Below are 24,315 nucleotides of genomic sequence, written 5' to 3' on the forward strand. Positions count from 1 at the left end.
CCTACTCCTCTTTGTTCCAGTGATTACTTACTCTTTTTATACCGACTTTTGGCGAGTGCTTGTTTAGATGGTTTCTCCATTTTAGGTTGTGCAACCATTTTTACAGAAATAAAAACACACAAAACAATAACAAAACTTGTGATACCGATGATCATAGATGTGTTATTGATAAAATATTTTGTCAATAATTGAATGATGTCTGTTTGACCAACCACTATGTTTCACCTCCTTTAGACATACAATAAGCAATCATAGTTTATAATGAAAGGCTGGTCCGAAAAAAACTCTTTTTGACTTATTTTGAAAAAATAGAAAAGAACTTGCATCCGTAAGCCTTCAACATGGCTCATGTGGATACAAGTTCTTTTTTTGATTACTTATTCTTTGTGTTTCGTTTTAAAAGCGTCAAATTTTTCTTTCGCTTCTTCTACCACTTCTTCTAGTTCGTCCTTCAAATGATGTTTCTTTGTAGGATGCTCAGACTCTTCTTCCACAGCATTTGAACCAGACATCGCGACTTCTTTTTCTTCCCCGGAGTTGGTCCCAGCTAACGCCTCTTCTTTATTTGTTGTTTCACCTGAATTAGTTCCGGCTAATGCAACTTCATCATCTGTTTTAGGCGCCATTGACCCTCTTAAGCGTTTTTCTTTTTCTCCATCATAATTTGTCATGTTCTCGTCCTCCTTGTTGCTCTGTCTCTATCCTACAACAAGAATAAAATAACTGTCAAAACATAAAGGCGTATTCATTCGTATTAATTTTCTTTCCTTAGAATTTTCACTTCGTAAGGTGCAAACGTTAGTATACCAGTAAGCGTTTGATTTGTTTCGATAGCCAAGTGAGGATCAAGTAACTCAAGTTGTTGCATCTCATCAGAAAAGTTCATTAGAAAGTAATAACTCTGTGTCCCATCTGTTCGCGATTGAATCGATACTTTTGGATGTGATGCCTTAACGATTCCTTGTTGCAACGCTAATTTTTCGATGATCGGTTGGTAAAATACTTCTAAAAAATCGAGATTGGTACGAGCCGCTAAATAATAAGCAGTCCCCTTCCCTAAGCGATTTTCAACTAAAGCTGGCGTACCAGTATAAAAGTCCTTTTGGTAAGTAGCCCTCACCTTCCCTGTCGTTTCTTTGACGATACCACAGTAGTCTTTTGTTTGATACGTTTGTTCCTTGTAAAGGATTTGATTGTGTTCACCTGGATAAAGCGTATCAAGCTCTTTTGGCAAGACACCAAAAAGTGTTTGCAATACTTGTGACCATTCTCCAAGATGTAACCGATCGTGTTCATTGACCATTCCGGTAAAATAGCTACCAATCAACGTACCACCATTTTTGACATACTCTGAGAGTGCAACCATTGTTTCTTCCCGCATCAAATAGAGCATTGGTGCAACGACTAAAGCATAATTAGAGAAGTCTTGATTTGGCGTCAAAATATCAACAGCGATATCTCTTTCCCAAAAGAATCGGTAATGTTCTTGTAGTGTTTGGATATAACGACGAGTTGGACGACCAAAACCACCGCCTCTTTTTAATGCCCAATTGCTTTCCCAGTCAAATAAAATAGCGACTTTTGCCTCTGTTTGTGTACCTTTGATCGAAGACAAAGTGTCTAATCGTTTTCCGTAAGCCGCTACTTCTTGGAAGACTCGATTGTTTTCTGAATTGTCATGTTCGATCACCGCCCCGTGGAATTTTTCGGAATTTCCTAGTGATTGCCGCCATTGAAAATAGAGTGTGCTATCTGACCCATGTGCCAGTTGTTGCATCCCACTGAGTAGGTGCATCCCTGGCTTCTTCGCCTTGTTGAATGCGTGCCAATTCACGTAACTAGGCGTCGATTCCATCACGAGAAACGGTTGTTTCTTCAATGAACGATATTGATCGTGGACGTAAGCTGATTTCATGGCGGTCACATGTAAGGATTCGTACGGGTTATGCCAGTCGGGGTAGCTATCCCAACTGACGATATCTACAACTTCAGCAAATCGGGAATAATCAAGTCCTTCCAAGGGAATAAAGTCATGTTGATCATGGTCTTCTGCCATAAAATTAGTCGTTACTGGGATTGCTGGTGTGAGTTCTCTGATCGGTTCGATTTCATGTAAAAAGAAATCGATCGTCCGATCTGTCACAAATCGTTTCCAGTCTAAGTCCATGCCATGTACTTTATGTTCTCCAAGAGGCGAAGGTGGTACAACTTGTGACCAACTGGAATAATCATTACTCCAAAATGTCATCCACCAAGCGTCATTCACCGCTTCTAAGGTTTGATATTTCGCTTTGACCCACTCACGCCATTTGGCTGCACAAAGTGGACAGTAGCATTCTCCTGAGTATTCATTACTGATATGCCACAGCAATAATGCCGGATGGACACCATATCGTCCAGCTAAACGCCGATTGATTTGCTGGACTTTTTTTCGATAAATAGGGGATGTGTAGCAATGGTTATGGCGAAAGCCATGATGATGCTTTTGTCCTTTTGCATTCGTTCGATTCATCTCTGGATATTTTTCACTCAGCCATTGCGGTCGTCCGCCACTTGGTGTGGCCAAGATCACACGTCCTTGACGTTTGTGCATCTCTTCAAACACTTTATCCAACCAGTCAAAGTGATAAACCCCTTCTTCTGGTTCTAATGTACTCCATGAAAAGATCCCGACAGTTACGGTATTGACATGTGCTTTGTCCATCAACTCAAAATCTTTTTTCAAAACTTCAGGGTGATTCAACCATTGTTCCGGATTATAATCCCCACCATGGAGTAAACGTGTGTCATTATAAGTCTTCACTTCATTTCCCTCCTTTCTACCAAATGATAGACGAATGATTGACAGTCTCCTGCAAGTTGGTACGTCGTATGGTTGGCTCCATTGAACAAATGTGGTTTTTTCAGACCAACATTCATCAGGAAATGACCGCTAATCGTTTCTTTTTCATTGATTTGATAATAACTATCCTTATTCAGGCATTCTGGAAGTGGTAAATATGCCTGTGCAGCTGGATTTGCACGTCCTAATTTTTGATAAAAACCAATGATTGCTTCTGACCGATCGTGATTAAATACCCCCCAACAAATTTCATTATCATACGGATGATTTGGCAAGATCTGGAGAAATTCACCATGAGTCAGCAACTGACGATGGGCTTTGTAAAAAGTGATCCGGTCGCTGATCTGTTGTTTTTCTGCTTCTGTCAAAGTCAATAGGTCTAATTCATAGCCTAAAGGCCCAAACATGGCTACATCTTGGCGGAATGATAAAGAGGTCTCACGTAATACTTGATGATTCGGAGAAGCAGAGACGTGATTACTAAAGCTAGAAAGGGGGTATCCTGCCATTGTTCCGCTAAGAATACTTAAGCGTTCCAACCCATCACTGGTATCACTAGGCCAGATTTGTGGACTATAAAATAAGATACCTAAATCATATCTCCCTCCCCCGCCAGCACAACCTTCAATCAAAAGATCAGGATAGCTGGTCAATAATTTACCGTAAAGCGTGTAGACGCCTTGGACATAGCGATGGAAAAACTCCTGTTGATGCATCCCTTGTTTTTCTAAATAAGCGGAATAGGCTTCAGTAATATTGCGGTTCATATCCCATTTGATATAAGTTAAATTCGTTTCTTCGATGATCTTTGCCATTTGCTCATAGATTCCTTCAACAACCGCCGGATTCGCAAAATCAAGCACATATTGTCCACGTCCCACCGAGATACGTGAATAGGGATGTTTCACCACCCAATCTGGATGTTTTTCCAATAACTGACTATCAGGAGAGATCATTTCAGGCTCGAACCACATGCCGAATTGAAGACCCATGTTTTTGAGCTTTGTTGCAAAGGAAGCCAAACCGTGTGGGAATTTTTGCTTATCAGGCGTCCAGTCACCTAATGAGGAACGATCATTGTTTCGTTTGCCGAACCAGCCATCATCTAAGACAAAACATTCCATCCCTAATTCTTTTCCAATGGTCGCAAGGGACAAGAGTTTTTCCTCAGTAAAATCGAAATACGTTGCTTCCCAGTTGTTGAAGACGATTGGCCGTGGCGTGTCTTGCCATTGACGATCAATCAGATAGTTTTCGATAAAATGTGTCAATTGTTTGGCAAGACCATTCGTACCTGCAGCGCTATACATCAAGACTGCTTCGGGTGTCGTAAAGCTTTCCTTAGGCGCTAATGCCCAAGTAAATTGTGTCGGATGGATACCGATCATCACTCGCGTTTTATCCCATTCATCCACTTCTGCTTGAGCGAGAAAATTACCGGAATAAACGAGATTCATTCCATAGACCTCTCCTTGATCAAGCGTTGAATTTTGATGTTCTAGCCGGATAAAGGGATTATGCTGATGGCTACTTGCACCTTTTAGTGAGCCAATCGCTACGACTCCTTGTTCCAGCGGTCGTTTCTTTTCATGCCGTTCTTTTAACCAAGCACCTGAAAAATGAGTGAAATCATATGCTTTGGTAGAAAGATTCAAGACCCCTGAAAGCATGCGATGGATCTGTAACTCTGCCTCAGATTGATTGATCAGCGTCTGACTTTGTACAATGGCGGTGGAATCGTAAAATAATGTGTAATGAAGTATTAGTTCTAACTGTCGTTCCTGATCCATTAATCGCAATGAGAGTGTTTCAGTTTCTTCCTCATTCCCATAGGTAGCGGGACAGTTTAAGGTTCTTTTCTTGCCTTTTTTAGTCGCGGCTTCGACAAAGCGGAAATCTGTGTAGTAAGGCGTTTGGTTGCTTGAAAGTTCGATCGCGCCTTCTTTGAAATCAGAAGAACCATACACAGGATATGCTTGTGGATGATCAGTCAACGTAAAGTTAGGGTCATCTTCAAAAAACTTGACTGTTCCAGCAGATTTATTTTGATCTGTGACCAAGTAGTCGATTTCTTCGACAGATAAGCCATGTAAAGGTTTCCCGTAATAAATCTGCTCGATCTGTCCATTTTGCATGACATGGAGAATAAAGCTAACTTGCGAATTATTCACGTGAAATATGCGGTTATTTAATTGTTCAATCATGGAAGGCAACACCTCTTAATTTTTAGTTAGTAAAACAGACAAGGAATGAAGAGAACGACGTTTTGTTCCTCCATTCCTTGTTTATGGAGAAATCAGAGCTTTTGTATCAAATAATTGACTCTTTTGGCTAACTGACGATTGTAAAAGAATTTATAAAATGGCAGGACAAAAAGCAAACTCAGCTGCGTTTTGGCATCAACCAGTTCATTTCTTTCAGAATAATACAATGTGAACTGCTGCTCATCATGACGTTTTAGTTGGTAGGTTTGAATGATTTTTCCACCGGAGTAATCAGTAGTCATTTCAAGTAGTTCATCTTTGACTAAACGCTGGATCGTTAGCGTACTTTCGACAGTTGCTTGCCCTAGTTTTGTTTGAAGCGCAGTCGTGACGGCTGCTCCTTCTGTCAGCTCGGTAATTGAAGAGTCCTTGCTGTGAAAATAGTTTAATTGTTCTTCAAGAAGTACTTGGTAAAAATGTGCGGGGTGTGTCGGAATTTTCTTTCGGTAGTTCAAGGTATCGATCCGCATACGAATCACTCCCTACTGTTCTTCTATGGTGATTTTTCCATCCATCAGTTGGTTTTCTTTTTCTTGTTTCACTTGTTGGCGTTCTTCCTTCAAATATTCACGGTCCATTGCAACTAAGAAAGGCACCCAGATCAGTGTCATCACAACTACTGTTACGATTTGTAAAAGTGCGCCGGTGATCGAACCAGTTCCTAACCACCCTGACAGTAAAATCGGCGTCGTCCAGACAACCGTTGCCCCGATTGGACGAGGAACGAAGCCGAAGTAAATCGCAAAGTATGAAATCGTGGTAGAAGCTAGTGGCGCTAGAATCCAAGGGATGAATGCTATAGGGTTCAGCACGACGGGCAGTCCAAAAGTCATTGGTTCTGATACATTAAAGATCGCTGGCGCCATGATCGTTTTCATCGTTTTCTTCATTCGGATGGAGCGAGCAATAAAGAACGCCATCGTGATCGAAATACCAAGTTGCATTCCTTGATTGACGAACACCCCCATAAAGGTCGTATTGATGATATGTGGCAACTGCTCAACGCCATTTTTATATGCTTCAAAGTTTTCGATGGCTAAAGCACCCATGATTGGATCAATCACTGCATTGATGACTAACGTGCCATGGATACCGAACCACCAGAAAAGTTGCGTAAAGAAAACAGCGATCAATACAGCTGGTAAAGTTCCGCCAAGTCCCATCAAAGGTTGTTGCAACATCTGATAAACGAAATCGACTGCATTTCCCCAGGTGGTAAAAGTAAATAGATAGCGGATGATGTTGAATAAAAACAAAGGAGCAGCTCCAGGGATGATGGCCACAAAAGATTCAGCAATCATCGGCGGTACAGATTCTGGCATTTTGATCGTAAACCCTGAGCGACTGATCCGGCTATAGATTTCTGTAGCGACGATCGCTGTCAAGATACCCACGAACATCCCTTCAGCGCCTAGCTTCGATAAAGGAATAAACGTACCCATGGTTTCATCGCTCCCAAACGGTAACAGCATGATGAAACAAGAAAGTGAAATGGCACCAGCAAAGATTTGTGGTTGTTTGTAGTGCCCAGCCAATTGATAACCAATCCCAAATACAATAAAAAGTGCAGAAATACTCATTGTCGCATTGCCAACAGGACCAAAGAACTCATTTAAAAAGGTATTGAATGCTTCTGGCAGAAAAGTAGCGAAGCCAAATGTTGTTGGCAAATTTTGGATAATGACCATGATGGAAGCAAACATTGTTGCGGGAAAAGCCATCATAAAACCATCTCGGAGACTGAGTAGATATTTATTATTTGCGATCAGCGTTGCAGCGGGCACCATTTTTTCAGCTAATTTATCGACAAATTTCATGTGGGATAACTCCTTTTATTTAATATGTGCAAACGTTTACTTGGCGAGTATAATTGTTTACTTAATGTTTACACAAGAGAGAACACAAAAAAAGTTCGAGAAAGAGAGATTCTCGAACTTTTTCAAGGGTTAAATGTGCAAAATGAGTTAATCTAAAAGCGGACTGTCCTGTCCGATGGAATCTCGTAAGACGAGTTCACTGTGACAGATCACACGAATCGGCATCGTTCGTTCTTTTAACATGCGTTCCTTCGCTAAGCGTACAGCTAAACGCCCCATTTCTTCCGGATTTGCCTTGATACTTGATAAGCTTGGTGTCATGAATTGAGCCATTTCGATATCATCAAAGCTCACGACAGCAATATCATCAGGGATTTTTTTATTTGCTTCACTGATTGCTTTATAGACACCTACTGCCATCGGATCACTGGCGACGATAACTGCTGTGGGCGGTGAGGATTGCGCCAATAACTCTTTGCCTAAACGAAGGCCATCTTCAGGTTTCCAGTTTCCTTGATAGGTGTTGGCATAATGTGGCAGGCCATTTAATTTCATCCATTTAAGGTAAGATTCCGCTCGGATCTCTTCTTTGTTTTTATGAACTTCACCGTTTTCAGCTACTTGACTGCTGTATCCACCGATAAATGCGATGTTTCGATGGCCTTTCTTATAGAGAACTTCTAATACTTCAACGGTTTTTTGTTGGAAGTCGGTTTGGATACAATCAAATTCCTCAGAGTTCGAGTAATTATCCACCAAGATCAAGTTGGGATTGATTGTAGCGATTTTTTTCGTTGCTTCAATCGTCATTTCACTGATTATGATCACTGCACCATATTTCGCTAACTCTTTCCATTCTTTATGGGCATCTCTCATATGGAAAGCACGGATCGTGCGAAAACGCCACTTTGCTGCTTCTTTTTCAATGCCACCACGGATTTTGCGAAAATAGGGATCATCTAATTCTGCTTCTTCTTGATGTCGAACGATCAAGGCAATCGTCATTTCATCTCCTAAACTTCGACTGCCGCGTTTATTTTTATCGACAGAATAATTTAATTGATTGGCAATTTCAATCACACGTATCCTCGTTTGTTCGTTGATGCTAAATGTGGGATCTTCATTCAGGATACGGGAAACACTCGCTGCTGAAACCCCAGCGATTTTTGCGATATCACGTATAGATGCCATTTACTCACCTCTTGTTTATTGTTTACTAAATAGTAACAGAAAATCAAACAAAAGGCGAATGAACATTTAGCATTTGCTCTTTGAGAATTTGTTGTTGCATTGTGTGAATCAGTGGGCAGGATAAACGAAAAAACCGTAAATCATCCTTTGGATTTACGGCTCGATTCTTTCATTACTTGGAAAAAGAGTATCCCCTTTTGGATGTAACAATATCCTTAATTTTCAAATGCAGTTTTTGCTTCTTCAATCTGTTGGATACCTGTTTCTAATATTTTCATTTGTAATAACGTTTCTTCATCTTTTACGATTTTTTCTGCACCATTGATCAACGTTTCGTAGATTCCTTCGTACACTCGGCGATAATCTCCGACTTCAGAAACAACTTTCTCTTCATGATAAGTTCCTTCTTTATCAATATAGGTCAATACACCATAGTGTTCCGGTTGATCAATCCCGAAGTCCGCGTTTTCAGGCATATAGAACATTTTCAAGTGTTCTTCTTGTCGGTCTTTTGTTTGTTTGACAAACATCCCTTTTTTGCCATAGGCAACAAAACTAGGACGTTCTTTGATACGGAAATAACTTGATTTGATCGAAACTTTCATTCGACCGTAGTAAAAGTCTAAGTCAAAGTAATCATTCATTCGGCCGGTTCCTAGTAATTGACGGACATCGTAATGGATATCATCTGGTTCACCAAAATAAGAAAGGACCTGATCCACTGTATGACAAGCATGGCCATATAAGTAGCTGTTGGCAACTGAAAATTCCTTTGTACCCTCTGGGATTTCTGGACGGAAGTAGTCATAGTGCATTTCCACTTCTAAAATATCACCAAGCTTTCCACTTTCGATCACTTTTTGGACAGTCAAAAAGTCCGAATCAAAGCGGCGATTTTGATAACATTGGATAAATAGTCCTTTTTCCGCTGCTAAATCGAATAATTCTTTTGCTTCTTTTGAAGTTTCTGCAAAAGGTTTTTCGACTAACACGTTCTTGCCATTTTCCAAAGCAAGTTTGGCGTATTCTGCATGAAATTGGCTTGGTGTCGTGATGACTACTAATTGGATTTCAGGATCATTCCACAGATCAGACAATTGATCGGTATATTCGATCTCATCAAAAGTTTCCCAAATTGGTGCTGATGGAGAGTAGATTTTTTTGACGTTGATTTTGTCTGGTAGCCTTCTTGAGAAGGGTAAATGATAGCGATTGGTACTTTTACCATTACCTAAATATGCGATTGTTAACATGTCGTTTCCTCCTACTTTCGAATGATTTCTTTTCTTGAGTATAGCGCACAATAGGTAAAAGAAAGCCGACTCTAGTTTTTTTGGTAGAAATGTTCAAAGAAATTGAAAGAATGTCGATATTTTTGAAAAAGATGTTCAATTTTAGACTACTGTAAAAAGAAGTGGTTATTTTTCTAGTTATTCAGTAAGATAGATTTGGAGGTGTGTGATGGATGCTTATCGAAGAAAAATTAACCCAACAAGAAACATTTACTACAAATGAAAAACGGATCGCCGATTATCTGCGGATGAATTTGGAAGCAGCAGTTTATATGACGATTGAAGAGCTGGCAAAGGAGACCTATACCTCCCATTCCGCCATTATCCGATTCTGTAAAAAAATCGGCTATAGCGGATTTAAAGAATTTCGCTTTGAATTAGGACGAGAAGTCCACCAACTGGTTGCTCAGTTCAATCAAGTCATCGATCCTAATTTTCCTTTTACCGTTGATGATGATGCGAAGATGATTGCCAAAAAAATGGCAGATCTATCCATTCAAGCTATCAAAAAAGCGCAATTTCAAATGGAAGATCAATCGTTAGAAACCATCGCGACTGTTTTAAACAAAGCAGAGCGCATTTTCTTATTTGCAAAAGGTGATTCGCAAACAACTGCTCGGAAATTCCAAAATAAATTAGTTAAACTAAATAAGTTCTTGATCTTAGCCGAAGAATATAGCGATTCGTCCTGGAATGCGGCTAATTTGACGGAAAATGACTGCGGGATTTTTATTAGCTATAGTGGACGCATCCATCATTACGAACGTATTCTTACCTATCTAGCACATATTGGCGCACCTAGTTTATTGATCACAGGAAATGAACAGTCTGAAATGGCAAAGAAAGCAGCCATGCGGTTGGTCGTGTCTCAAGAAGAGTATGATTTTGCGAAAGTTGCTACATTCTCTTCTCAAATTGCCTTCGACTATGTCTTGAATACCTTATACTCCTTGATGTATACGCAAAACTACCAAGAAAATTTATTGAATTTGAAAGAAAAACAAGAGCTGATCCAAAAAGGATTGTTAAAGGAATACAAGAAGTAAGCGTTGTAGTAACAAAATAATAGCCCAAAGACTGAATCCTTCGTTTCGTCTTTGGGCTATTAGTATGGGCGTATAAAACTTCATTCATCAAAAAAACTTAAAATTGATGATTGATCGCCTGGATGAATGAAAATTGACGATCGCTATACTCGAATTCTAAAATACAACAATTTGAAAATTTTATCTTGGCCACTTGCTCATAAGGCAACCATTTTTGAATGAATAAATACATGGCACCACCATGGCTAACTGCTAACACGCTTTGGTGCTCTTTTTCCATGATGTCGATCAAGGTCGTGTTCATTCTTTGTTGGAGTTCTTTTGCCGACTCACCGCCATAAGGAACAAATGAATCACCATAGGAAGTTTCGCCAACTGGTCGTTTAGGATTCAATGCTTCACTTTCTCCCTCAAATCGGCCAAAGTTCCATTCTTTTAACCCTTTACATCGCTGATATTCTTTTTCCCCGATAATGATTTCTAGCGTATCAGAAGCTCGTTCTTGTGTGGATGAATAATACGCATCAAAGGTGATTTGATTGGTTTCAAAATAGTCTCTTGCCACCTCTGCTTGTCTGATCCCAGCTTCTGTCAATGGAGAGTCACAAGCCCCTTGGATTTTCCCTAATTGATTGAACAAGGTTTGACCATGACGCATGAGATAAAGTTTTTTCATTTAAAGACCTCCTGTTGGTTTGTATATGTATCTTCATTATTTAGTATAGTCTCTGGAGTAAACTCCAAGTCAATAGAAAACCTATTTTTTTCGATGAGGTGGGGATAAAAGTTGTCTTGACTTGAGATGATCAATGCTCCAGATGTTTACCATCAAGCTTTAATCATGGTTATTCAGCTATTGTATAAAAAAGAAGCGCCTACTCCCAATTACAAAGAATGATGCGGAAGTAGATGCTTCTTTTTATTTATAGACTTGTCTAACTATTAGCCTTACTCTTTACCCCTATCTCTAGCCATTTGACTTTATAGCGGAAATCCTCTACTAGTTCTTCAGCTGTCCATTGGTTGATCATATAATCTGTCAAAGAATTCATGACAAGAGCCATCACGAAATATAAAAAGCTGATGGCTTCTTCTGTCGTAGCCATGACGATCTGGTTGATTTTTAACAAATCAAGCCATTTTTCAACCATCGATGTGTCACCTTGATCATTTGAACGCTTCGCTGAACCTAGATCGTTTGCACGTGTGAGTAATTTGATGGATCGCCAATAAGAACTATCTTTACTTAGCTGTCCACACCAGGCGAGATATTCTTCGATTCCTAAGAAAAAATGATCTCGATTTCGATTGATCGAAGCGATGATATCTCCATGGACTTGATTTGAATAGTTTCGGACAGTAAACGTATACGCATCTTCTAAATCCTGAAAATATTTGTAAAATGCACCACGAGACATCCCCATTGCTTCAACGATTTCTGAAACTTTGACTTGGCTGATGTGCTGATCATAAAATGTATCTAATAAAATCTCTAAGATCCATTGCTGTTTTTCTTTGGAAATATTGAAAAATGTTTCTTTTGGCATAAACACTCTCCTTACTGCTTAAGCTTTAGCTTGTTCTTTTAAATAGCCGTCTTCCATGCGATAGACACAGTCGCTCCACTGGATCATCCGAGAATCATGCGTGACCATGACGGTCGCTTTTTGCTTCTCATGGGCTTCCTTGACTAACAATTTGACAACTTCATAGGCATGATCCGTATCTAAGCTTGCTGTGGGTTCATCCGCTAAAATCAAGCTTGGGTCATTGAATAAAGCCCTTGCGATCGCTACTCGTTGTCTTTCTCCACCGGATAAATCTTTTGGATAACTGTCTTTTAACTCATAGATATCCAATGATTTCAGCAATTCGTCGATTCGCTCATCCCCTGCTTTTTTCTTAGCGACACGATCGACTAAGTAAAACTGTTCTTTGACTTTTAGGAAAGGGATCAAATTTGAACTTTGTAAAATGAAGCCAATTTCTTTAAAGCGTAAGTCTGCTCGTTTTTTTTCATTTAATTCAGAAAACGAATGACCGTTAATGTGAATTTCACCTGAAGTAGGTGTTTGAAGACCACCAGAGATGGTTAAAAATGTACTTTTCCCTGAACCAGAAGGGCCGATGATGCTGACAAATTCTCCTTGTTTCACTGAAAAATTGATTTCTTTTAGTGCAGTCACTTCTGTTCGGCCGTTGCCGAATTTTTTGACGATATTTTTCATTGTCAAGATTTCTTTCATTTTTCTATTACCCTCCTATCGCAATAACTGGATCAACTTTAGCGACTGTCCGAATGGAGAATAGCCCACCGATCATTGCTACGAGTATCAATATCCCACTATATAAAAGCCACTGAGGCCACATGATCGCGAAAGGCATGGCAGTCGGTAAGATCAAACTAGTCAAGAAAGCAAGCCCTACTGCGAATGCTACACCAACCACTCCTACGATGAATGCTTGTGCTAGTAAGGAACGGGCGATAAATGAATTTCTGATCCCTTGTGCTTTCATCACACCGAAAATCGCTGTTTTTTGTAAGGTGATCACATACATAAAGATGCCTACAACTGCTGCAACAACGACAAACAAGAAATAAATCATCGCATTCAATGTCATGTTTTGTGCAGAATAACCTGGGAGACTTTGAATAAAGTCGTCAATCGACAATTTTTGTAATGTTTTTGATGCCCCATCCGATTGGATAGTGGCAGCTTGTTTCGTGACAATGGCATTGATCGGCTTCTTCTCATCCGAAGCAAAAGGCTGATCGCCAAATTTCAACTGTGTCCATGTATCAAGGTCTGTATAAACGACCGGCCCCACCGTGTAATAAGTTTCAGGGAAGATCCCAACGATTGTTAGTTCTTCATCATAGCTACCGATTTTGATTTTTTTGCCAATCGAAAAACCTAGATCTGCCATATTTTTGGAAATAATGATTTCATTTTTTTGTTTGAACATCTCGCCTTCTAATAAATCAGGCAATAAGAACGCATCGCGTGTCGTCCCAAATACAGTGATATTTTCCTTTTCTTCTGCTTTGACTGCTCCGCTGAATAAGCCAATAGGCGCTTTGTCTTTTGCGTCTACTTGATCCAGATCTTCTCTCGTCAATTGAGAGGCAGCAAAGACTTTATTGGCATCTTCTGATAGCACGATTTCTTGTGCTTGCCAGTCAACAATTGCTTTTTTGAACTCTTCGGAGAGTCCACTTGCTAAACCAGTTAACATAAACACAACATAAGCGATCAAGAACATGATTCCAATAATCAGCCCATAGCGTAGTTTGGCATAGCGCATTTCTTTTATCGCTAAAAACATTTTTTTGATTCCTCCATTTCGATTTCTTCATGAGTGACAAAGTGTCACTAGATAAAAGTATAGCGCTTGTGCATCCAATAAGTCAATTGCTTCGTCTGATAAATTCGTTCATAATATTAGTATTTTTAAGAAAAAAACACACTAGATAGCCATATTCTATGTGACACAAGCGTTTGCAATCTGTTACGAAAGTAGTGATGAACAAAAAAATGATCCCAAAAATGGCGCTTGTTCGCACGCTATTCTTGGGATCACTATCCTTCGTTCTCTTCGGTGATGGAACTAAAAACCTCCTGGCCCCATTTGACCAAAGGAAACTTCTTCCCCAGATTGAGAAATCGTCATTGACGTATCTGCGAAGCTGAACGTGCCTAAATCTTCTGCATCACTGATTGATAGTTGTTCACTAAAGCTATTCGTAAGTTCAGCTTGAGTCGTGCCACCGGTAGCAATCGTATACGTTTCCCCAACTGCAAGCTGTGGTGACGAGACTACGATTGTTTGATAATTTTTAGCAGGTTGATACGCAATCACTGCTTCCCCTGCGGTTGTTTGCAAACTCATGAGTGTATCTGCTTGTTGAACAGTGTCATAGCTGATCGCTACTGTCGCTTGAGTAGAACTATCACTGACGGTTTGCGCCATCCCACTTGAACCAGCAGCGACAAATGTCCCGCCTGTTAGAGTAAATGTCCCACCATAATCCAATGCACCATTACCACCATTTACGGGGCCGTCAATCAGCATCGTACCGCCAGACATCTCAATGTTCCCGTTGCTGTCTAAACCGTCGCCTTCTGAATCAACGTAGATTGTCCCACCATTGATCTTGACTTCTTTGCTCTCATCCGCCTCATCCGGTGGACCACCAAAGCTGTCAGCGCCAAACTGTCCAGTGGTCGTTTCTGTGTCACTGCCACCACCAGCATTGATCCCGTCATCACTAGCAGTAACATATATCTCTCCGTCATTGAAGGTGATGACTGCTGATTCAATTCCTTCATAGGATTGCTGGATGTCAATTGTGCCGCCATTGAAGGTCAATTCGTTGTCTGTATGAATCCCATCATCTCCAGAGCTTAATGTGAGTGTCCCGCCTGTTATTTCCGCACTGTTATTGGTATGGATACTGTCATCGGCGCTCTTGATGGTATAGTTTCCGCTAATGATCAACACATTATTCCCGGCTTTTAGGCCTTTGTAACTTTCATTTGTATCTAAGTTCGTGCTATCGGCTCCGTCGGCCGTCTGGATCGTGATTTCTGCTCCTTGGCTACGGATGGATGTTTCTGCTTGGATGCCGTCTCTTCCACTGTTTATATTGAAAGTCCCGCCGTCGATCGCAACAGCACCTTTTGTCTCGTCCTCTGTTCCATTTGCTTGGATGCCATCCCCTTCTTCGGTGGTGATCTGATAGCTTCCACCTTTGACCGATACCGCATCTTTTCCTTTCAATCCGTTATTTTTTACATTGATCTTATAGGTTCCAGAGATCAAGACTAAGTCATCTTTGCTACGAATCCCGTTACTATAATTGCCATCGACAGTCAATGTGCCAGTACCATTGATCGTCAAATCTTCTTTGCTGTACAATGTGGCATCTGGCTCAGTCTCATTTTCAGTAAGTGTATATGTCTTTCCATCAGCTAAGTGATTTTCAGTGTTGTCTGCTAAAGTCACTATCGCTTTTTCTGTTTGTTGGATATCAACAGCCGGTCCGTTAGAGTTGGTGATCGTTACACCGTTGAAAATCAGGTGGACGTTTTCTTCTTTCGGCACGTTCACGATCAATGGCCTATTAGTCAATGTTCCGCTGAGAACATAAGTCCCTCCTTGCGTGATCGTTACTTGTTTATCAGAAACTTCGACACCTTCTCCTGTCACTTCTGTCTCCTCCCCTAATTGGATGTCGACAGCGGAACTTTCCTCATAGCTAGTTGTTAGATCTTCTGTCTCATAATTACCGAACGTCGTTTCTGATTCCGTAGATGTCGTATCTGTCGAGAGATCTGTCACCGTACTTGTATCTGTTTCCTCTGTGCTAGTTTTACCCGAAGAAGCTGAGTTTGCTGAGGAACAGGCTGTTAATAAGAGGCTGGTAGCGATTAATGAATAGAATTTTTTCATGCGAGTTTCTCCTTTATAATTCATCACGATTCGTGGCTACTTTACCGAGTACGACTGGTAAATTACCATTGCGAACACGTATTTGATCAATGATTTCTTTTTCCTGCTGTTGATTTTTCAAGAGAAGAATATAGCGTAACTCGTACAAGCTCCCCATTGTCGTTGTTCGCACAGAACTGAGATGATGCGTATACGTATACTTCTCAAAAATATCGGTAAACAGTTCAGGGTAGTCCAAATCTTCTGGAATCGTTACCTTCAATTCTCGCTCAGCTACATTATTCTGATTGCCAAAAGATGAAAGATAAAGCAGTAGTAAAAAGAGCGCGACGATAACTGAGAATATCACCACGTATGCAACGTAGCCCATCCCTGTAGCAATCCCGATGCCCATCGACCAAAAAATACTAGTGATTTCTCTTGAACCACCGGCAACCGAACGAAAGCGAATCATACTGAAGGCACCGACGACCGCCAAGCCTGTTCCAAGATTGCCATTGACCAACATGATGACTGATTGAACCAGTATCGGCAAAACAGCGACGGTAACAACAAAACTTTTCGTATAGACGTTACGTTGCATATGGATAATTGCAACTAATAACCCTAAAACTAATGAAGTGGCGATACAAATCAATAATTCTTTAGGTTGAATGGTTGTCCCTGATTCGATTAAACTAGATAGCATGGTTCTTTCTCTCCTTTGTCTGAATGAATAAATGTCGCTGATACGTTTCTGCGTATTTTGAAAAGCTCCCTTTTCTTAGCTGATAATCGTTCAACAGCTCCACAAACCACAAGGGATACGCCCCTAGCGCTTTCACTTCCATCAGTATGCCAATCTCAGGAGCAACCAAAGTTTCTTTCCCTGTGATTGATAGATCCAAATTGGTACTGCGAAAACGGATGTTCTGATCAAACGTCACACGAAAATCTGGATCTGACGTGCCAAATAGTGAAATTCGTTCATAAATGATCATTGTTTTAGGCGACAAATCTGGATTTCTTTTGAACAACCAATTCACTTCCTGTGGGATTTGTTCGGCTTCATTCTTGAGAAAATATTTTTGATCAAGCCATTGCAGATACTCAGCATAAGTGAGTGGCATTCTTCTTTTATAGACAATTCCGTTGACCTTCTTTTTTATTTCTAGAAAGACCATTGATGTCTCCTGTGATATGCCATAGCTTCTTACTCTGAATTTTTCTTTGTATTTTGGTTTCGTCATAGAATTGGTAATGAAACGATCGTCTGGTGTATCAAAGTACAAGGATAAAATAGTATGCAGCCCATATTCGTCGATCTGCATCTGTTTTTTCAAGTCTTTTAAAAAAGAATGGAACTGTGCCGTTGGGATCAGATATTTTGTTTCTTTGCGTTGGAATACATTTTTTAATTTCATTTTTTTCCTCCTATCGTATCAAGTGATGTCATCTATCATACAAAGGTTAGCTTAAACGGAACTTAATCCGAAATTTAAGTTTTGTTTATGCTAATCATGGTAAAATTAACTTATATGGTGAAAGCAATAGAGGTGGAATGTATGATTAAATTATTAGTGGTCGAAGATGATCACGTATTGTCGGATAATATCAAAGAGATCATTTCTGAAATCGGTGAAGTGACCCAAGTCTATGATGGCAGCGAAGGCTTATATGAATTGGAATCTGGTGTTTATGATCTAGCAGTTCTTGATTTGATGATCCCTGAAATGAATGGATATGAAGTATTAGCGCATCTTCGGAAAAAGAACATCTTGACGCCGGTATTGATCTTGACCGCAAAAGATGGTTTAGAAGACAAAATTGAAGGATTTGAACGTGGTGCGGATGACTATTTGACCAAACCATTTTATCGTGAAGAATTACTGATGCGGATCAAAGCATTATTGAAACGTTCACTCGGACTCTTCAGTGAACATACGTTGGAGTATCAAGGAATCATCTGTGATTTGCAACAAAATACCGTCGAATACAAGAAACAACTACTTCCGATTCAAGGAAAAGAATTTGAGTTGCTTGTTTATTTCTTGCAAAATAAAGGGATCATCTTGACGAAAGAGCAGATTTTCGACCGTATCTGGGGCTTTGATTCTGACACGACGATCACTGTCGTTGAAGTTTATATGAGCAATCTTAGAAAACATCTTCGAGAGACCGGCTTGGATAAAGAAATCAAAACGTTGCGTAATGTCGGCTACATCTTACAGGGAGAGTGAGGCGATGACAGACAGTATTTTCAATAAACAACGTACAAAACTTTTTGCAGCCAATGTGACCGCCTTTGCCTTGATTTTTCTTTTGCTTGGAGGAATCATTCTACATTTATTGAATCAGTCAGCCTATCGTGAGACCAACCTGATGTTGAAGAATGTCTCAATGAACTCGCGTATGGTGCAATTAGAAATCGAACGTTATCAACAGGGAAACCCTTTTTTCAACGCCCAGATCCCCCCACGTCAAACAGAGTCACTACCTGAAGGCGATCGTTTCAATACTCAAGTGATCTTGTGGTCTGCATCAGGTGAAGTCTTGAATAAAGAAACCATTGGTGGTCGTTTTAATCAAATCGAAGGGATCAAGCTGGATACGAGTCAGTTAGATAGGATCCAAGACATTGAGCTTGCACAAGCTGACCAAGGAACGCCCCTTTATTTTCGATCGATTACTAAAAAAGCAACAAATCAAGGAGAAGTTGCCTACGTCCAAGTATTAGAAAATACCAATCAAATCAACTCTTCTCTGCGAACATTCCAAACGATTTTGATCCTTTGTATGATTTTCTTTTGGCTAGGTTCCATTGGCGTCAGCTATTATTTGTCTAAGCTCAACATGCGTCCGATCTTAGCATCATGGCGCCGACAAAGAGAATTTGTGGAAAATGCTTCCCATGAATTGCGAACACCTTTAACAATCATCCAAAACAGTTTGGAACACCTCTTTACTAAACCAAATCATACGATCATCGAAGAATCTGAAAGTATTGCGCAAGCATTGGCTGAAACAAGACGCCTGACTGGCTTGACCTCTGATTTATTGACCTTAGCACGAAGCGATTCGAGTCAAGATACGCTCGCAAAGCAAGAACTACAAACAAAAGGATTTATCGCTGAATTGATCAAACCCTTCCAAGAGATGGCAACGATTGATCAAAAAGAATTTATAGTCGATAACCAAGCAGACATGAGTGTTTTAGTTGATCCGAAAAAAATCCATCAAGTATTAGTCATTTTGCTAGATAACGCACTCAAGTACACGAGTGAACACGACAAGATCATTGTCACATCAGCTGGCACCAATAAAGACTGGGTGATCCATGTCAAAAATACAGGTTCTGCGATCAGTGATGAAGACAAAAACCGGATTTTTGATCGCTTTTACCGTGAAGACCAAGCTAGATCAAAGGAAACGGGTGGCTATGGACTTGGCTTAGCAATCGCAAAACAATTGATCGAGCAACACAAGGGACAATTGACTGTGTCAGATCACTTGCCTGTAGGTGTGGATTTCAAGATCCAGTTACCCATCAAATAATCATTTAGTGACACGCGAAAAGACACTTTGAACCATAGCTGATGCTACGTCAGAGTGTCTTTTTTATTGATTTAGTTTTTAGTATTCAGTGAATGATTGTAGTAAAATAAGACGAGGATCACAAGTAACAGTTGCCCTTCATCGCTCCCCTATCAGGCTAATACATTTTGGGAGGCAGAAGCAATCTTTCCAGAAATACACTAGTTCCTGTTCCCATGACTTTAGATACGAAATGGAGGTTTTTTGCATGGATGTCAAAACAAGAAAACAGATACAAGAAAAGTTGAAACAACGAATGCTCCAGTTACCACCGATCTTCAATGAATTTTTGCAGGCGAACTCAAAAAAATTATCATTAGCCAGTCGCTATGAATATGCAAAAGATTTCCATTTATTTACAGATTACTTACGAAAAACGCATAAACAAGAAATAAATGATCAGTTGATCATCCAATTGGAAAAACAAGTCTATCTTAATTTTTTAAGTGAAGTTTACCTTCACACGCGAGCTTTTCATACAGCTGCTGCACAAGAAACACAACAGCAATTCAAAAATGGTTACTACGGGATCTCTCGTAAGCAATATGCTTTGAATCATTTTCTACGCTTTTTGTATGAAAAAGGCCTTGTTGAAAAAGAGATTTCCTTATTAGGGGATAGTTTACCAGAAACTACCTCTGCCGCTCCCCGTTACATCGACGCTTCTTTATTAAGTAATTTTGACTCGCTTTTCGTTCCTGAAAAAGGTTTTAATTCTCCACGGGAAGCACTTTTTGAACAAAAAAATCGTGCAAGAAATCTGGCAATCGTGGCTGTTCTCCTCTATTGTGGCTTGAAAATCCATGAAGTCGTTGAATTAAAATGGAAAAATATAGATATGAAGAAACAGATTCTGGTTGTAGATCGGAAAGCGAATCGTTTGGAGCGAGTACCTATTCCAAATGAAGCCCTTCCGATACTTGCGAATTATGCCAACCAACATAAAAATGGTGCATCTGGAGAATCCTATGTTTTCCGCTCTTCACACGATGAACAAATCTCGCCTCGCACGATTCGCCAAATCCTTGATCGGATCACGGTGTACAAAAACGTTTCACCGGAATTGTGTCGGAAAACTTTCCGTTACTATACTGAATTATACTTAGGCGACAAAGATGCAGTGAATTATCTCTGTGGCAATCGCTATGTACGTCCACACTCATTTGAAGAAATCTACGAGAAAATGCGTGACTTCTCCTATCGTTGAATCGTTCAATGATCTATGAAATCATCGCATAGAAAGTTCGCTACATCGCTCTGTTTCTTCACTTTCTATGCGATCTATTTCTTGTTGAAGAATTTATTAACTGACAAGTATCCTCACTTAAAGTTTTTAAAAACGATCAAGTTGCTTTTGTCTTCTTTCTTGAAATAAGGTTATCGTAACTGTTCATTTTACATTGACTGATTCTTGCTTAGCATTTTGATCAGAATTTTTATTGCGCTTATTCTCAAATGTACCGACTGCTTTACGATGTTCTTCGATTTACATTTTTTCATTCCTTTTCAATACAGCTGATTAATTCAAATAGTATATCTATTATTTTCGTTTATCTTATTAAAAAAATAACTGATTATAAGTACATTTTTTTGAAAAAAACAAAAAAATGATTGATAAATCCTTTATAAAAAGCGAGTGGTCAAGCATTTTCTCAAAAAAACCTTACGTCACCTCATATGGATATTGTGCATTTTTCATCCAATCTGCCCTCTCAATCCAAAAGATAACTTTACATTTAGGTTTTTCTGTTATTTAGATTGTGGATATGCTATCATATTTTAAGACTTTGTACATTTATTAACAAATTTATTTATGGAGCGTGAAAGATGGAAACAATCGACTATACCCCACTTAATCTTTATACGAATTTTCAAGAAGCTGCTGAACGCACACCTGATGTCCCAATGATTTTTGATCAGATATTAGTGGCTTTTCCGGAGCTTGGTTTTAAAAGCACTTACAGCGAATGTCATGAATTAGTAGTAACACGTGCCTACCAACTGGCTAGTTTAGGTGTGACACTTGGTGACAAGATCATGATCTACAAAAGCTCTGCTTTTGATACCTACTTGATGGCCGTTGCTGCCTCTTATCTAGGTGCAATTCCTGTCATGCCTTCCTACCATTTACCAACAAGTACTTTAGAAGTATTTGTTGATCGTTTGGAAGATCCTTTTATCTTATTTGACGAAGTTACAAGTGAACGCGTTGCAGGTATCACTAACGGCACGAAGAGCAAACAATTGGCTGTCGCTGATTTGCTCAAACAACCCGCAACTCCTGTGGCACAAAAGAAATTAGATAATGATGAAATCTCTTATATGACTCACACTTCAGGCACGACCGGCATTCCTAAATTGATTTGCCACTCTGCACATTCAATGGGCTGGCGGACAAAGTGGCAAAAAATGGTATTTACTAAGATCACCGAGAAGAAATTAGTCGCTTTTCATATTTCGCCGGTTCATTCACGATTCAACATCGGCATCTCTTCTCTTATGGCAATGGGCTTTCCGATGATGCCAATCGCAGTTCCTCAAGGTGAACATGTGGTAAAACTGTTATTAGAGAATCCGCCAATTGCTTTAGAGACACATCCAAATAACTTTGTTCAGTGGAGTTTCACTGCTAGAGAGCATCCAGAAGCTTTTTCAGGTATTCGCTACTACCACTCTACATTTGATGCCATCAACAATCAGACAATGGAAGTATTCCTTCAAACGTCAGCAACAAAAGAAGCAATCTTTTTGCAAGTCTACGGACAAAGTGAATGTGGACCGATGATTTTGAAAGCTCATACTTTGGAGAGCTTAAAAACAAGTGACGCACGTGATATGGGTGTCGGGTTAGGTGACTTGACCAAAGCAAGGATCACTGATGAAGAAGGCAATGAACTACCGGCGAACACAGATGGTCACATCCACTTGTTATCAAAAGGCCGTGCATTGACTTATTATAAAGAAGATGCTCGATTTCAAGAAAATGTGTATGGTGTTTGGTGGGATAGCGGCGATTATGGTTGTATCGATGAAAATGGCCATCTACATCTGAAAGATCGTCAAGTTGACTTGATCGATACGATCAATAGTACATTAGCGATCGAAGATTATTTGTTGGATTCATTGGAATTTTTAGCTGAAGTCGTCATCGTTCGTGATAAAGATAATTCACCACAACCAATCATTGCTTTAGCGCCGAATCAAGAGATGGATTGGGATCGTTGGTGGAACCAAGTCCATGAATTGCCACGTTTGAACACACCGATCATTCGTGCTTACGAAGATATTCCAAGAACAGCAACCATGAAAGTCCAACGGTTACAAATTGAAAAGGAATTTAAAGAAGCAAATCAATAATTATCTCCTCCAATAGTCCAGACAAGTACTTTTCCTGTAGTTAGGAAAGTGCTTGTTTTTTTGTATATAGATTTCTTTTCTTTTTTCTATATAAAGTGGCTGACTTGATAATCTGCCAATTGGCTGTTTTTCTTTTTATTCGAACAAGGTATACTCTTTTTGTGGAGGGATAAAAGTGAAAAAAATAGTAACGATTGGAGGATCTGATCCGTTTGCTGGTGGCGGCATACAGTCCGATTTAAAGACATTTGAAAACCATCATATTTTTGGGATGAGTGCATTGACCTGTATCGGAATGCTTGACTCAGATGGTTCGTTTATATTAGAGACGATCCCGCCTGAATGGTTAGCCAAGCAGCTAGATTCGATTCGACGTATGACAGATTTAGATGGCATAAAAATTGGCTTATTACATTCATTGGAAGCCATTGACGTTGTGAAGGATTTCCTTACATATTTTGAGGATGTTCCCATTGTGATCGATCCTGTGTTTGCCTTTAAGGAAACAGCAAATACCTTGAATCAAGCTTATATGCAAAAAATGATACAGGAGTTATTTCCTTTTGCGGATGTATTGACCCCGAATTTGAAAGAAGCCTCCCTGCTTTATGGCCAACCCGTTCAAACTTTTCTCCAAATGACCGATTGTGCAAAATATATCCATTCACTAGGTGCTAGGAACGTAGTGATCAAAGGTGGTACTGGGATTATCGGTAACAAAGCATTGGATGTTTTATTCAACGGAAATGAAACAATCTCATTTAGACGGGAAAAGTTAGACGAACAGACTGTCAACGGTGCAGGATGTACATTTGCTTCCGCGATTGCCGCAAATCTGGTCTTAGATTATCCTTTGGCGGATGCTGTTGCCCGGAGTAAGGATTTTGTTTATGACTGTATCTTGAATGGTGTCATGATGAATGATCAAACAGGAAGTGTTTGGTCGAAAGGAAAAGGAGTGGAAATAACGAATGAATACTAAAAAAATTGCGATTTATGCCATGCTGACGGCTTTAACTGTGGGCGTTTCTTTGGTCATCTTGATTCCAATACCTGGAACCAACGGATTTGTCACCTTATGTGAAGTTGGCATTTATACGGCAGCTGCTCTGTTCGGGCCGATGGGTGGATTGATTGTTGGTGCAGGAAGTGGTTTGTTTATTGATTTATTATCCGGCTATCCCCAATGGGCGATTTTCTCTTTATTGATCCATGGCTTACAAGGACTGGTTGCTGGCTATTTTGCGGGTAAAGGTTCTGTGCGTTGGGGCTTTGGTTTATCACTTGGAACGATCATCATGGTTGCTGGCTACTTCTTTGCCAGTTGGTTGCTTTATGACTGGCCAGTCGGTGTCGCATCGCTACCAAGTAATTTGGTCCAAAACATTGTCGGTATCGTGGTGGCGATCCCACTTACAAAGGCATTGATGCGTTTACCTCTGCAACAATCAACGGTAAAAAATAAGTAAAAAGGATGAA

Annotated in this window: 22 protein-coding genes; 7 read left to right on the forward strand and 15 right to left on the reverse strand. The window is 39.9% G+C overall.

Going from position 1 to position 24,315, the window contains the following annotated elements; all coding sequences use genetic code 11:
• Positions 1-23 precede the first annotated feature (23 nt).
• The 8 genes from IGJ49_RS06985 to IGJ49_RS07020 form a co-directional block, all read right to left on the reverse strand.
• On the reverse strand, positions 24-215 hold the full coding sequence (locus IGJ49_RS06985; protein ID WP_019724541.1) for a hypothetical protein: 192 nt from the start codon (positions 213-215) through the stop codon (positions 24-26).
• Positions 216-377: 162 nt separating this feature from the next.
• Positions 378-671, reverse strand: a complete 294-nt coding sequence (locus IGJ49_RS06990; RefSeq protein WP_010735475.1) for a hypothetical protein — start codon at positions 669-671, stop codon at positions 378-380.
• Positions 672-754: 83 nt separating this feature from the next.
• On the reverse strand, positions 755-2,803 hold the full coding sequence (locus tag IGJ49_RS06995; RefSeq protein ID WP_438722896.1) for a beta-galactosidase: 2,049 nt from the start codon (positions 2,801-2,803) through the stop codon (positions 755-757).
• Complete coding sequence (locus tag IGJ49_RS07000; RefSeq protein ID WP_438722898.1) at positions 2,800-5,046, reverse strand: alpha-galactosidase; 2,247 nt, start codon at positions 5,044-5,046, stop codon at positions 2,800-2,802. Before IGJ49_RS07000 ends, IGJ49_RS06995 begins: the two co-directional genes overlap by 4 nt.
• A gap of 92 nt (positions 5,047-5,138) precedes the next feature.
• Positions 5,139-5,576: a DUF3284 domain-containing protein gene (locus IGJ49_RS07005; RefSeq protein ID WP_010735471.1), complete on the reverse strand. Its 438-nt coding sequence runs from the start codon at positions 5,574-5,576 to the stop codon at positions 5,139-5,141.
• Between the two features lie 12 nt (positions 5,577-5,588).
• Positions 5,589-6,923: a PTS sugar transporter subunit IIC gene (locus IGJ49_RS07010; protein WP_438722901.1), complete on the reverse strand. Its 1,335-nt coding sequence runs from the start codon at positions 6,921-6,923 to the stop codon at positions 5,589-5,591.
• Positions 6,924-7,070: 147 nt separating this feature from the next.
• Positions 7,071-8,114 (reverse strand): LacI family DNA-binding transcriptional regulator, encoded by a 1,044-nt coding sequence (locus tag IGJ49_RS07015; RefSeq protein WP_438722903.1) that lies wholly within the window; start codon positions 8,112-8,114, stop codon positions 7,071-7,073.
• Positions 8,115-8,329: 215 nt separating this feature from the next.
• Positions 8,330-9,367: a Gfo/Idh/MocA family oxidoreductase gene (locus IGJ49_RS07020; protein WP_010735468.1), complete on the reverse strand. Its 1,038-nt coding sequence runs from the start codon at positions 9,365-9,367 to the stop codon at positions 8,330-8,332.
• Positions 9,368-9,579: 212 nt separating this feature from the next.
• Here IGJ49_RS07020 and IGJ49_RS07025 point away from each other — a divergent pair, with 212 nt between their 5' ends.
• Positions 9,580-10,452, forward strand: coding sequence for a MurR/RpiR family transcriptional regulator (locus IGJ49_RS07025; RefSeq protein ID WP_010735467.1), 873 nt, complete (start codon positions 9,580-9,582; stop codon positions 10,450-10,452).
• 97 nt (positions 10,453-10,549) lie between these two features.
• Here IGJ49_RS07025 and IGJ49_RS07030 read toward each other — a convergent pair whose 3' ends face one another.
• The 7 genes from IGJ49_RS07030 to IGJ49_RS07060 form a co-directional block, all read right to left on the reverse strand.
• Positions 10,550-11,128 (reverse strand): histidine phosphatase family protein, encoded by a 579-nt coding sequence (locus IGJ49_RS07030; protein ID WP_010735466.1) that lies wholly within the window; start codon positions 11,126-11,128, stop codon positions 10,550-10,552.
• A gap of 259 nt (positions 11,129-11,387) precedes the next feature.
• Complete coding sequence (locus IGJ49_RS07035) at positions 11,388-11,999, reverse strand: TetR family transcriptional regulator (RefSeq protein ID WP_438722906.1); 612 nt, start codon at positions 11,997-11,999, stop codon at positions 11,388-11,390.
• A gap of 18 nt (positions 12,000-12,017) precedes the next feature.
• The gene (locus tag IGJ49_RS07040; RefSeq protein ID WP_023519665.1) at positions 12,018-12,698 is read right to left on the reverse strand and encodes an ABC transporter ATP-binding protein; all 681 of its coding nucleotides are present in this window, start codon (positions 12,696-12,698) and stop codon (positions 12,018-12,020) included.
• A 7-nt stretch (positions 12,699-12,705) separates the two neighbouring features.
• Positions 12,706-13,779 carry an ABC transporter permease gene (locus tag IGJ49_RS07045; protein ID WP_010735463.1) on the reverse strand — a complete coding sequence of 358 codons (1,074 nt, stop codon included), beginning with the start codon at positions 13,777-13,779 and terminating at the stop codon, positions 12,706-12,708.
• 282 nt (positions 13,780-14,061) lie between these two features.
• Positions 14,062-15,906, reverse strand: coding sequence for a carbohydrate-binding domain-containing protein (locus tag IGJ49_RS07050; protein ID WP_438722908.1), 1,845 nt, complete (start codon positions 15,904-15,906; stop codon positions 14,062-14,064).
• Positions 15,907-15,919: 13 nt separating this feature from the next.
• Positions 15,920-16,594, reverse strand: coding sequence for a DUF4956 domain-containing protein (locus tag IGJ49_RS07055; protein WP_438722910.1), 675 nt, complete (start codon positions 16,592-16,594; stop codon positions 15,920-15,922).
• Complete coding sequence (locus IGJ49_RS07060) at positions 16,584-17,309, reverse strand: polyphosphate polymerase domain-containing protein (protein ID WP_023519668.1); 726 nt, start codon at positions 17,307-17,309, stop codon at positions 16,584-16,586. Before IGJ49_RS07060 ends, IGJ49_RS07055 begins: the two co-directional genes overlap by 11 nt.
• A gap of 141 nt (positions 17,310-17,450) precedes the next feature.
• Between IGJ49_RS07060 and IGJ49_RS07065 the strand changes: the two genes are divergently transcribed.
• The 6 genes from IGJ49_RS07065 to IGJ49_RS07090 all read left to right on the forward strand — a co-directional run bounded on the left by IGJ49_RS07065 (position 17,451) and on the right by IGJ49_RS07090 (position 24,305).
• Positions 17,451-18,125 (forward strand): response regulator transcription factor, encoded by a 675-nt coding sequence (locus IGJ49_RS07065; RefSeq protein WP_010735458.1) that lies wholly within the window; start codon positions 17,451-17,453, stop codon positions 18,123-18,125.
• 4 nt (positions 18,126-18,129) lie between these two features.
• On the forward strand, positions 18,130-19,440 hold the full coding sequence (locus IGJ49_RS07070; protein WP_438722913.1) for a sensor histidine kinase: 1,311 nt from the start codon (positions 18,130-18,132) through the stop codon (positions 19,438-19,440).
• Positions 19,441-19,687: 247 nt separating this feature from the next.
• On the forward strand, positions 19,688-20,686 hold the full coding sequence (locus tag IGJ49_RS07075; RefSeq protein ID WP_023519670.1) for a tyrosine-type recombinase/integrase: 999 nt from the start codon (positions 19,688-19,690) through the stop codon (positions 20,684-20,686).
• A 620-nt stretch (positions 20,687-21,306) separates the two neighbouring features.
• A complete protein-coding gene (locus IGJ49_RS07080) occupies positions 21,307-22,836 on the forward strand; it encodes an AMP-binding protein (protein WP_438722915.1) in 1,530 nt (509 codons plus the stop codon).
• A gap of 175 nt (positions 22,837-23,011) precedes the next feature.
• Positions 23,012-23,818 carry a bifunctional hydroxymethylpyrimidine kinase/phosphomethylpyrimidine kinase gene (locus tag IGJ49_RS07085; protein ID WP_023519672.1) on the forward strand — a complete coding sequence of 269 codons (807 nt, stop codon included), beginning with the start codon at positions 23,012-23,014 and terminating at the stop codon, positions 23,816-23,818.
• Positions 23,808-24,305: an ECF transporter S component gene (locus IGJ49_RS07090; protein WP_010735452.1), complete on the forward strand. Its 498-nt coding sequence runs from the start codon at positions 23,808-23,810 to the stop codon at positions 24,303-24,305. Before IGJ49_RS07085 ends, IGJ49_RS07090 begins: the two co-directional genes overlap by 11 nt.
• The last annotated feature ends 10 nt before the right edge of the window (positions 24,306-24,315 follow it).

The organism is Enterococcus sp. AZ171 (assembly GCF_051714005.1).
Classification (GTDB): domain Bacteria; phylum Bacillota; class Bacilli; order Lactobacillales; family Enterococcaceae; genus Enterococcus_B; species Enterococcus_B pernyi.

What these genes read in the sequence shown, in the direction of transcription:
- IGJ49_RS06990 (WP_010735475.1), bottom strand. Translation starts at nt 671, where the DNA reads ATGACAAATTATGATGGAGAAAAAGAAAAACGCTTAAGAGGGTCAATG.
- IGJ49_RS07000 (WP_438722898.1), bottom strand. Translation starts at nt 5,046, where the DNA reads ATGATTGAACAATTAAATAACCGCATATTTCACGTGAATAATTCGCAA.
- IGJ49_RS07005 (WP_010735471.1), bottom strand. Translation starts at nt 5,576, where the DNA reads ATGCGGATCGATACCTTGAACTACCGAAAGAAAATTCCGACACACCCC.
- IGJ49_RS07010 (WP_438722901.1), bottom strand. Translation starts at nt 6,923, where the DNA reads ATGAAATTTGTCGATAAATTAGCTGAAAAAATGGTGCCCGCTGCAACG.
- IGJ49_RS07015 (WP_438722903.1), bottom strand. Translation starts at nt 8,114, where the DNA reads ATGGCATCTATACGTGATATCGCAAAAATCGCTGGGGTTTCAGCAGCG.
- IGJ49_RS07020 (WP_010735468.1), bottom strand. Translation starts at nt 9,367, where the DNA reads ATGTTAACAATCGCATATTTAGGTAATGGTAAAAGTACCAATCGCTAT.
- IGJ49_RS07025 (WP_010735467.1), top strand. Translation starts at nt 9,580, where the DNA reads ATGCTTATCGAAGAAAAATTAACCCAACAAGAAACATTTACTACAAAT.
- IGJ49_RS07030 (WP_010735466.1), bottom strand. Translation starts at nt 11,128, where the DNA reads ATGAAAAAACTTTATCTCATGCGTCATGGTCAAACCTTGTTCAATCAA.
- IGJ49_RS07035 (WP_438722906.1), bottom strand. Translation starts at nt 11,999, where the DNA reads ATGCCAAAAGAAACATTTTTCAATATTTCCAAAGAAAAACAGCAATGG.
- IGJ49_RS07040 (WP_023519665.1), bottom strand. Translation starts at nt 12,698, where the DNA reads ATGAAAGAAATCTTGACAATGAAAAATATCGTCAAAAAATTCGGCAAC.
- IGJ49_RS07045 (WP_010735463.1), bottom strand. Translation starts at nt 13,779, where the DNA reads ATGTTTTTAGCGATAAAAGAAATGCGCTATGCCAAACTACGCTATGGG.
- IGJ49_RS07050 (WP_438722908.1), bottom strand. Translation starts at nt 15,906, where the DNA reads ATGAAAAAATTCTATTCATTAATCGCTACCAGCCTCTTATTAACAGCC.
- IGJ49_RS07055 (WP_438722910.1), bottom strand. Translation starts at nt 16,594, where the DNA reads ATGCTATCTAGTTTAATCGAATCAGGGACAACCATTCAACCTAAAGAA.
- IGJ49_RS07060 (WP_023519668.1), bottom strand. Translation starts at nt 17,309, where the DNA reads ATGAAATTAAAAAATGTATTCCAACGCAAAGAAACAAAATATCTGATC.
- IGJ49_RS07065 (WP_010735458.1), top strand. Translation starts at nt 17,451, where the DNA reads ATGATTAAATTATTAGTGGTCGAAGATGATCACGTATTGTCGGATAAT.
- IGJ49_RS07070 (WP_438722913.1), top strand. Translation starts at nt 18,130, where the DNA reads ATGACAGACAGTATTTTCAATAAACAACGTACAAAACTTTTTGCAGCC.
- IGJ49_RS07075 (WP_023519670.1), top strand. Translation starts at nt 19,688, where the DNA reads ATGGATGTCAAAACAAGAAAACAGATACAAGAAAAGTTGAAACAACGA.
- IGJ49_RS07080 (WP_438722915.1), top strand. Translation starts at nt 21,307, where the DNA reads ATGGAAACAATCGACTATACCCCACTTAATCTTTATACGAATTTTCAA.
- IGJ49_RS07090 (WP_010735452.1), top strand. Translation starts at nt 23,808, where the DNA reads ATGAATACTAAAAAAATTGCGATTTATGCCATGCTGACGGCTTTAACT.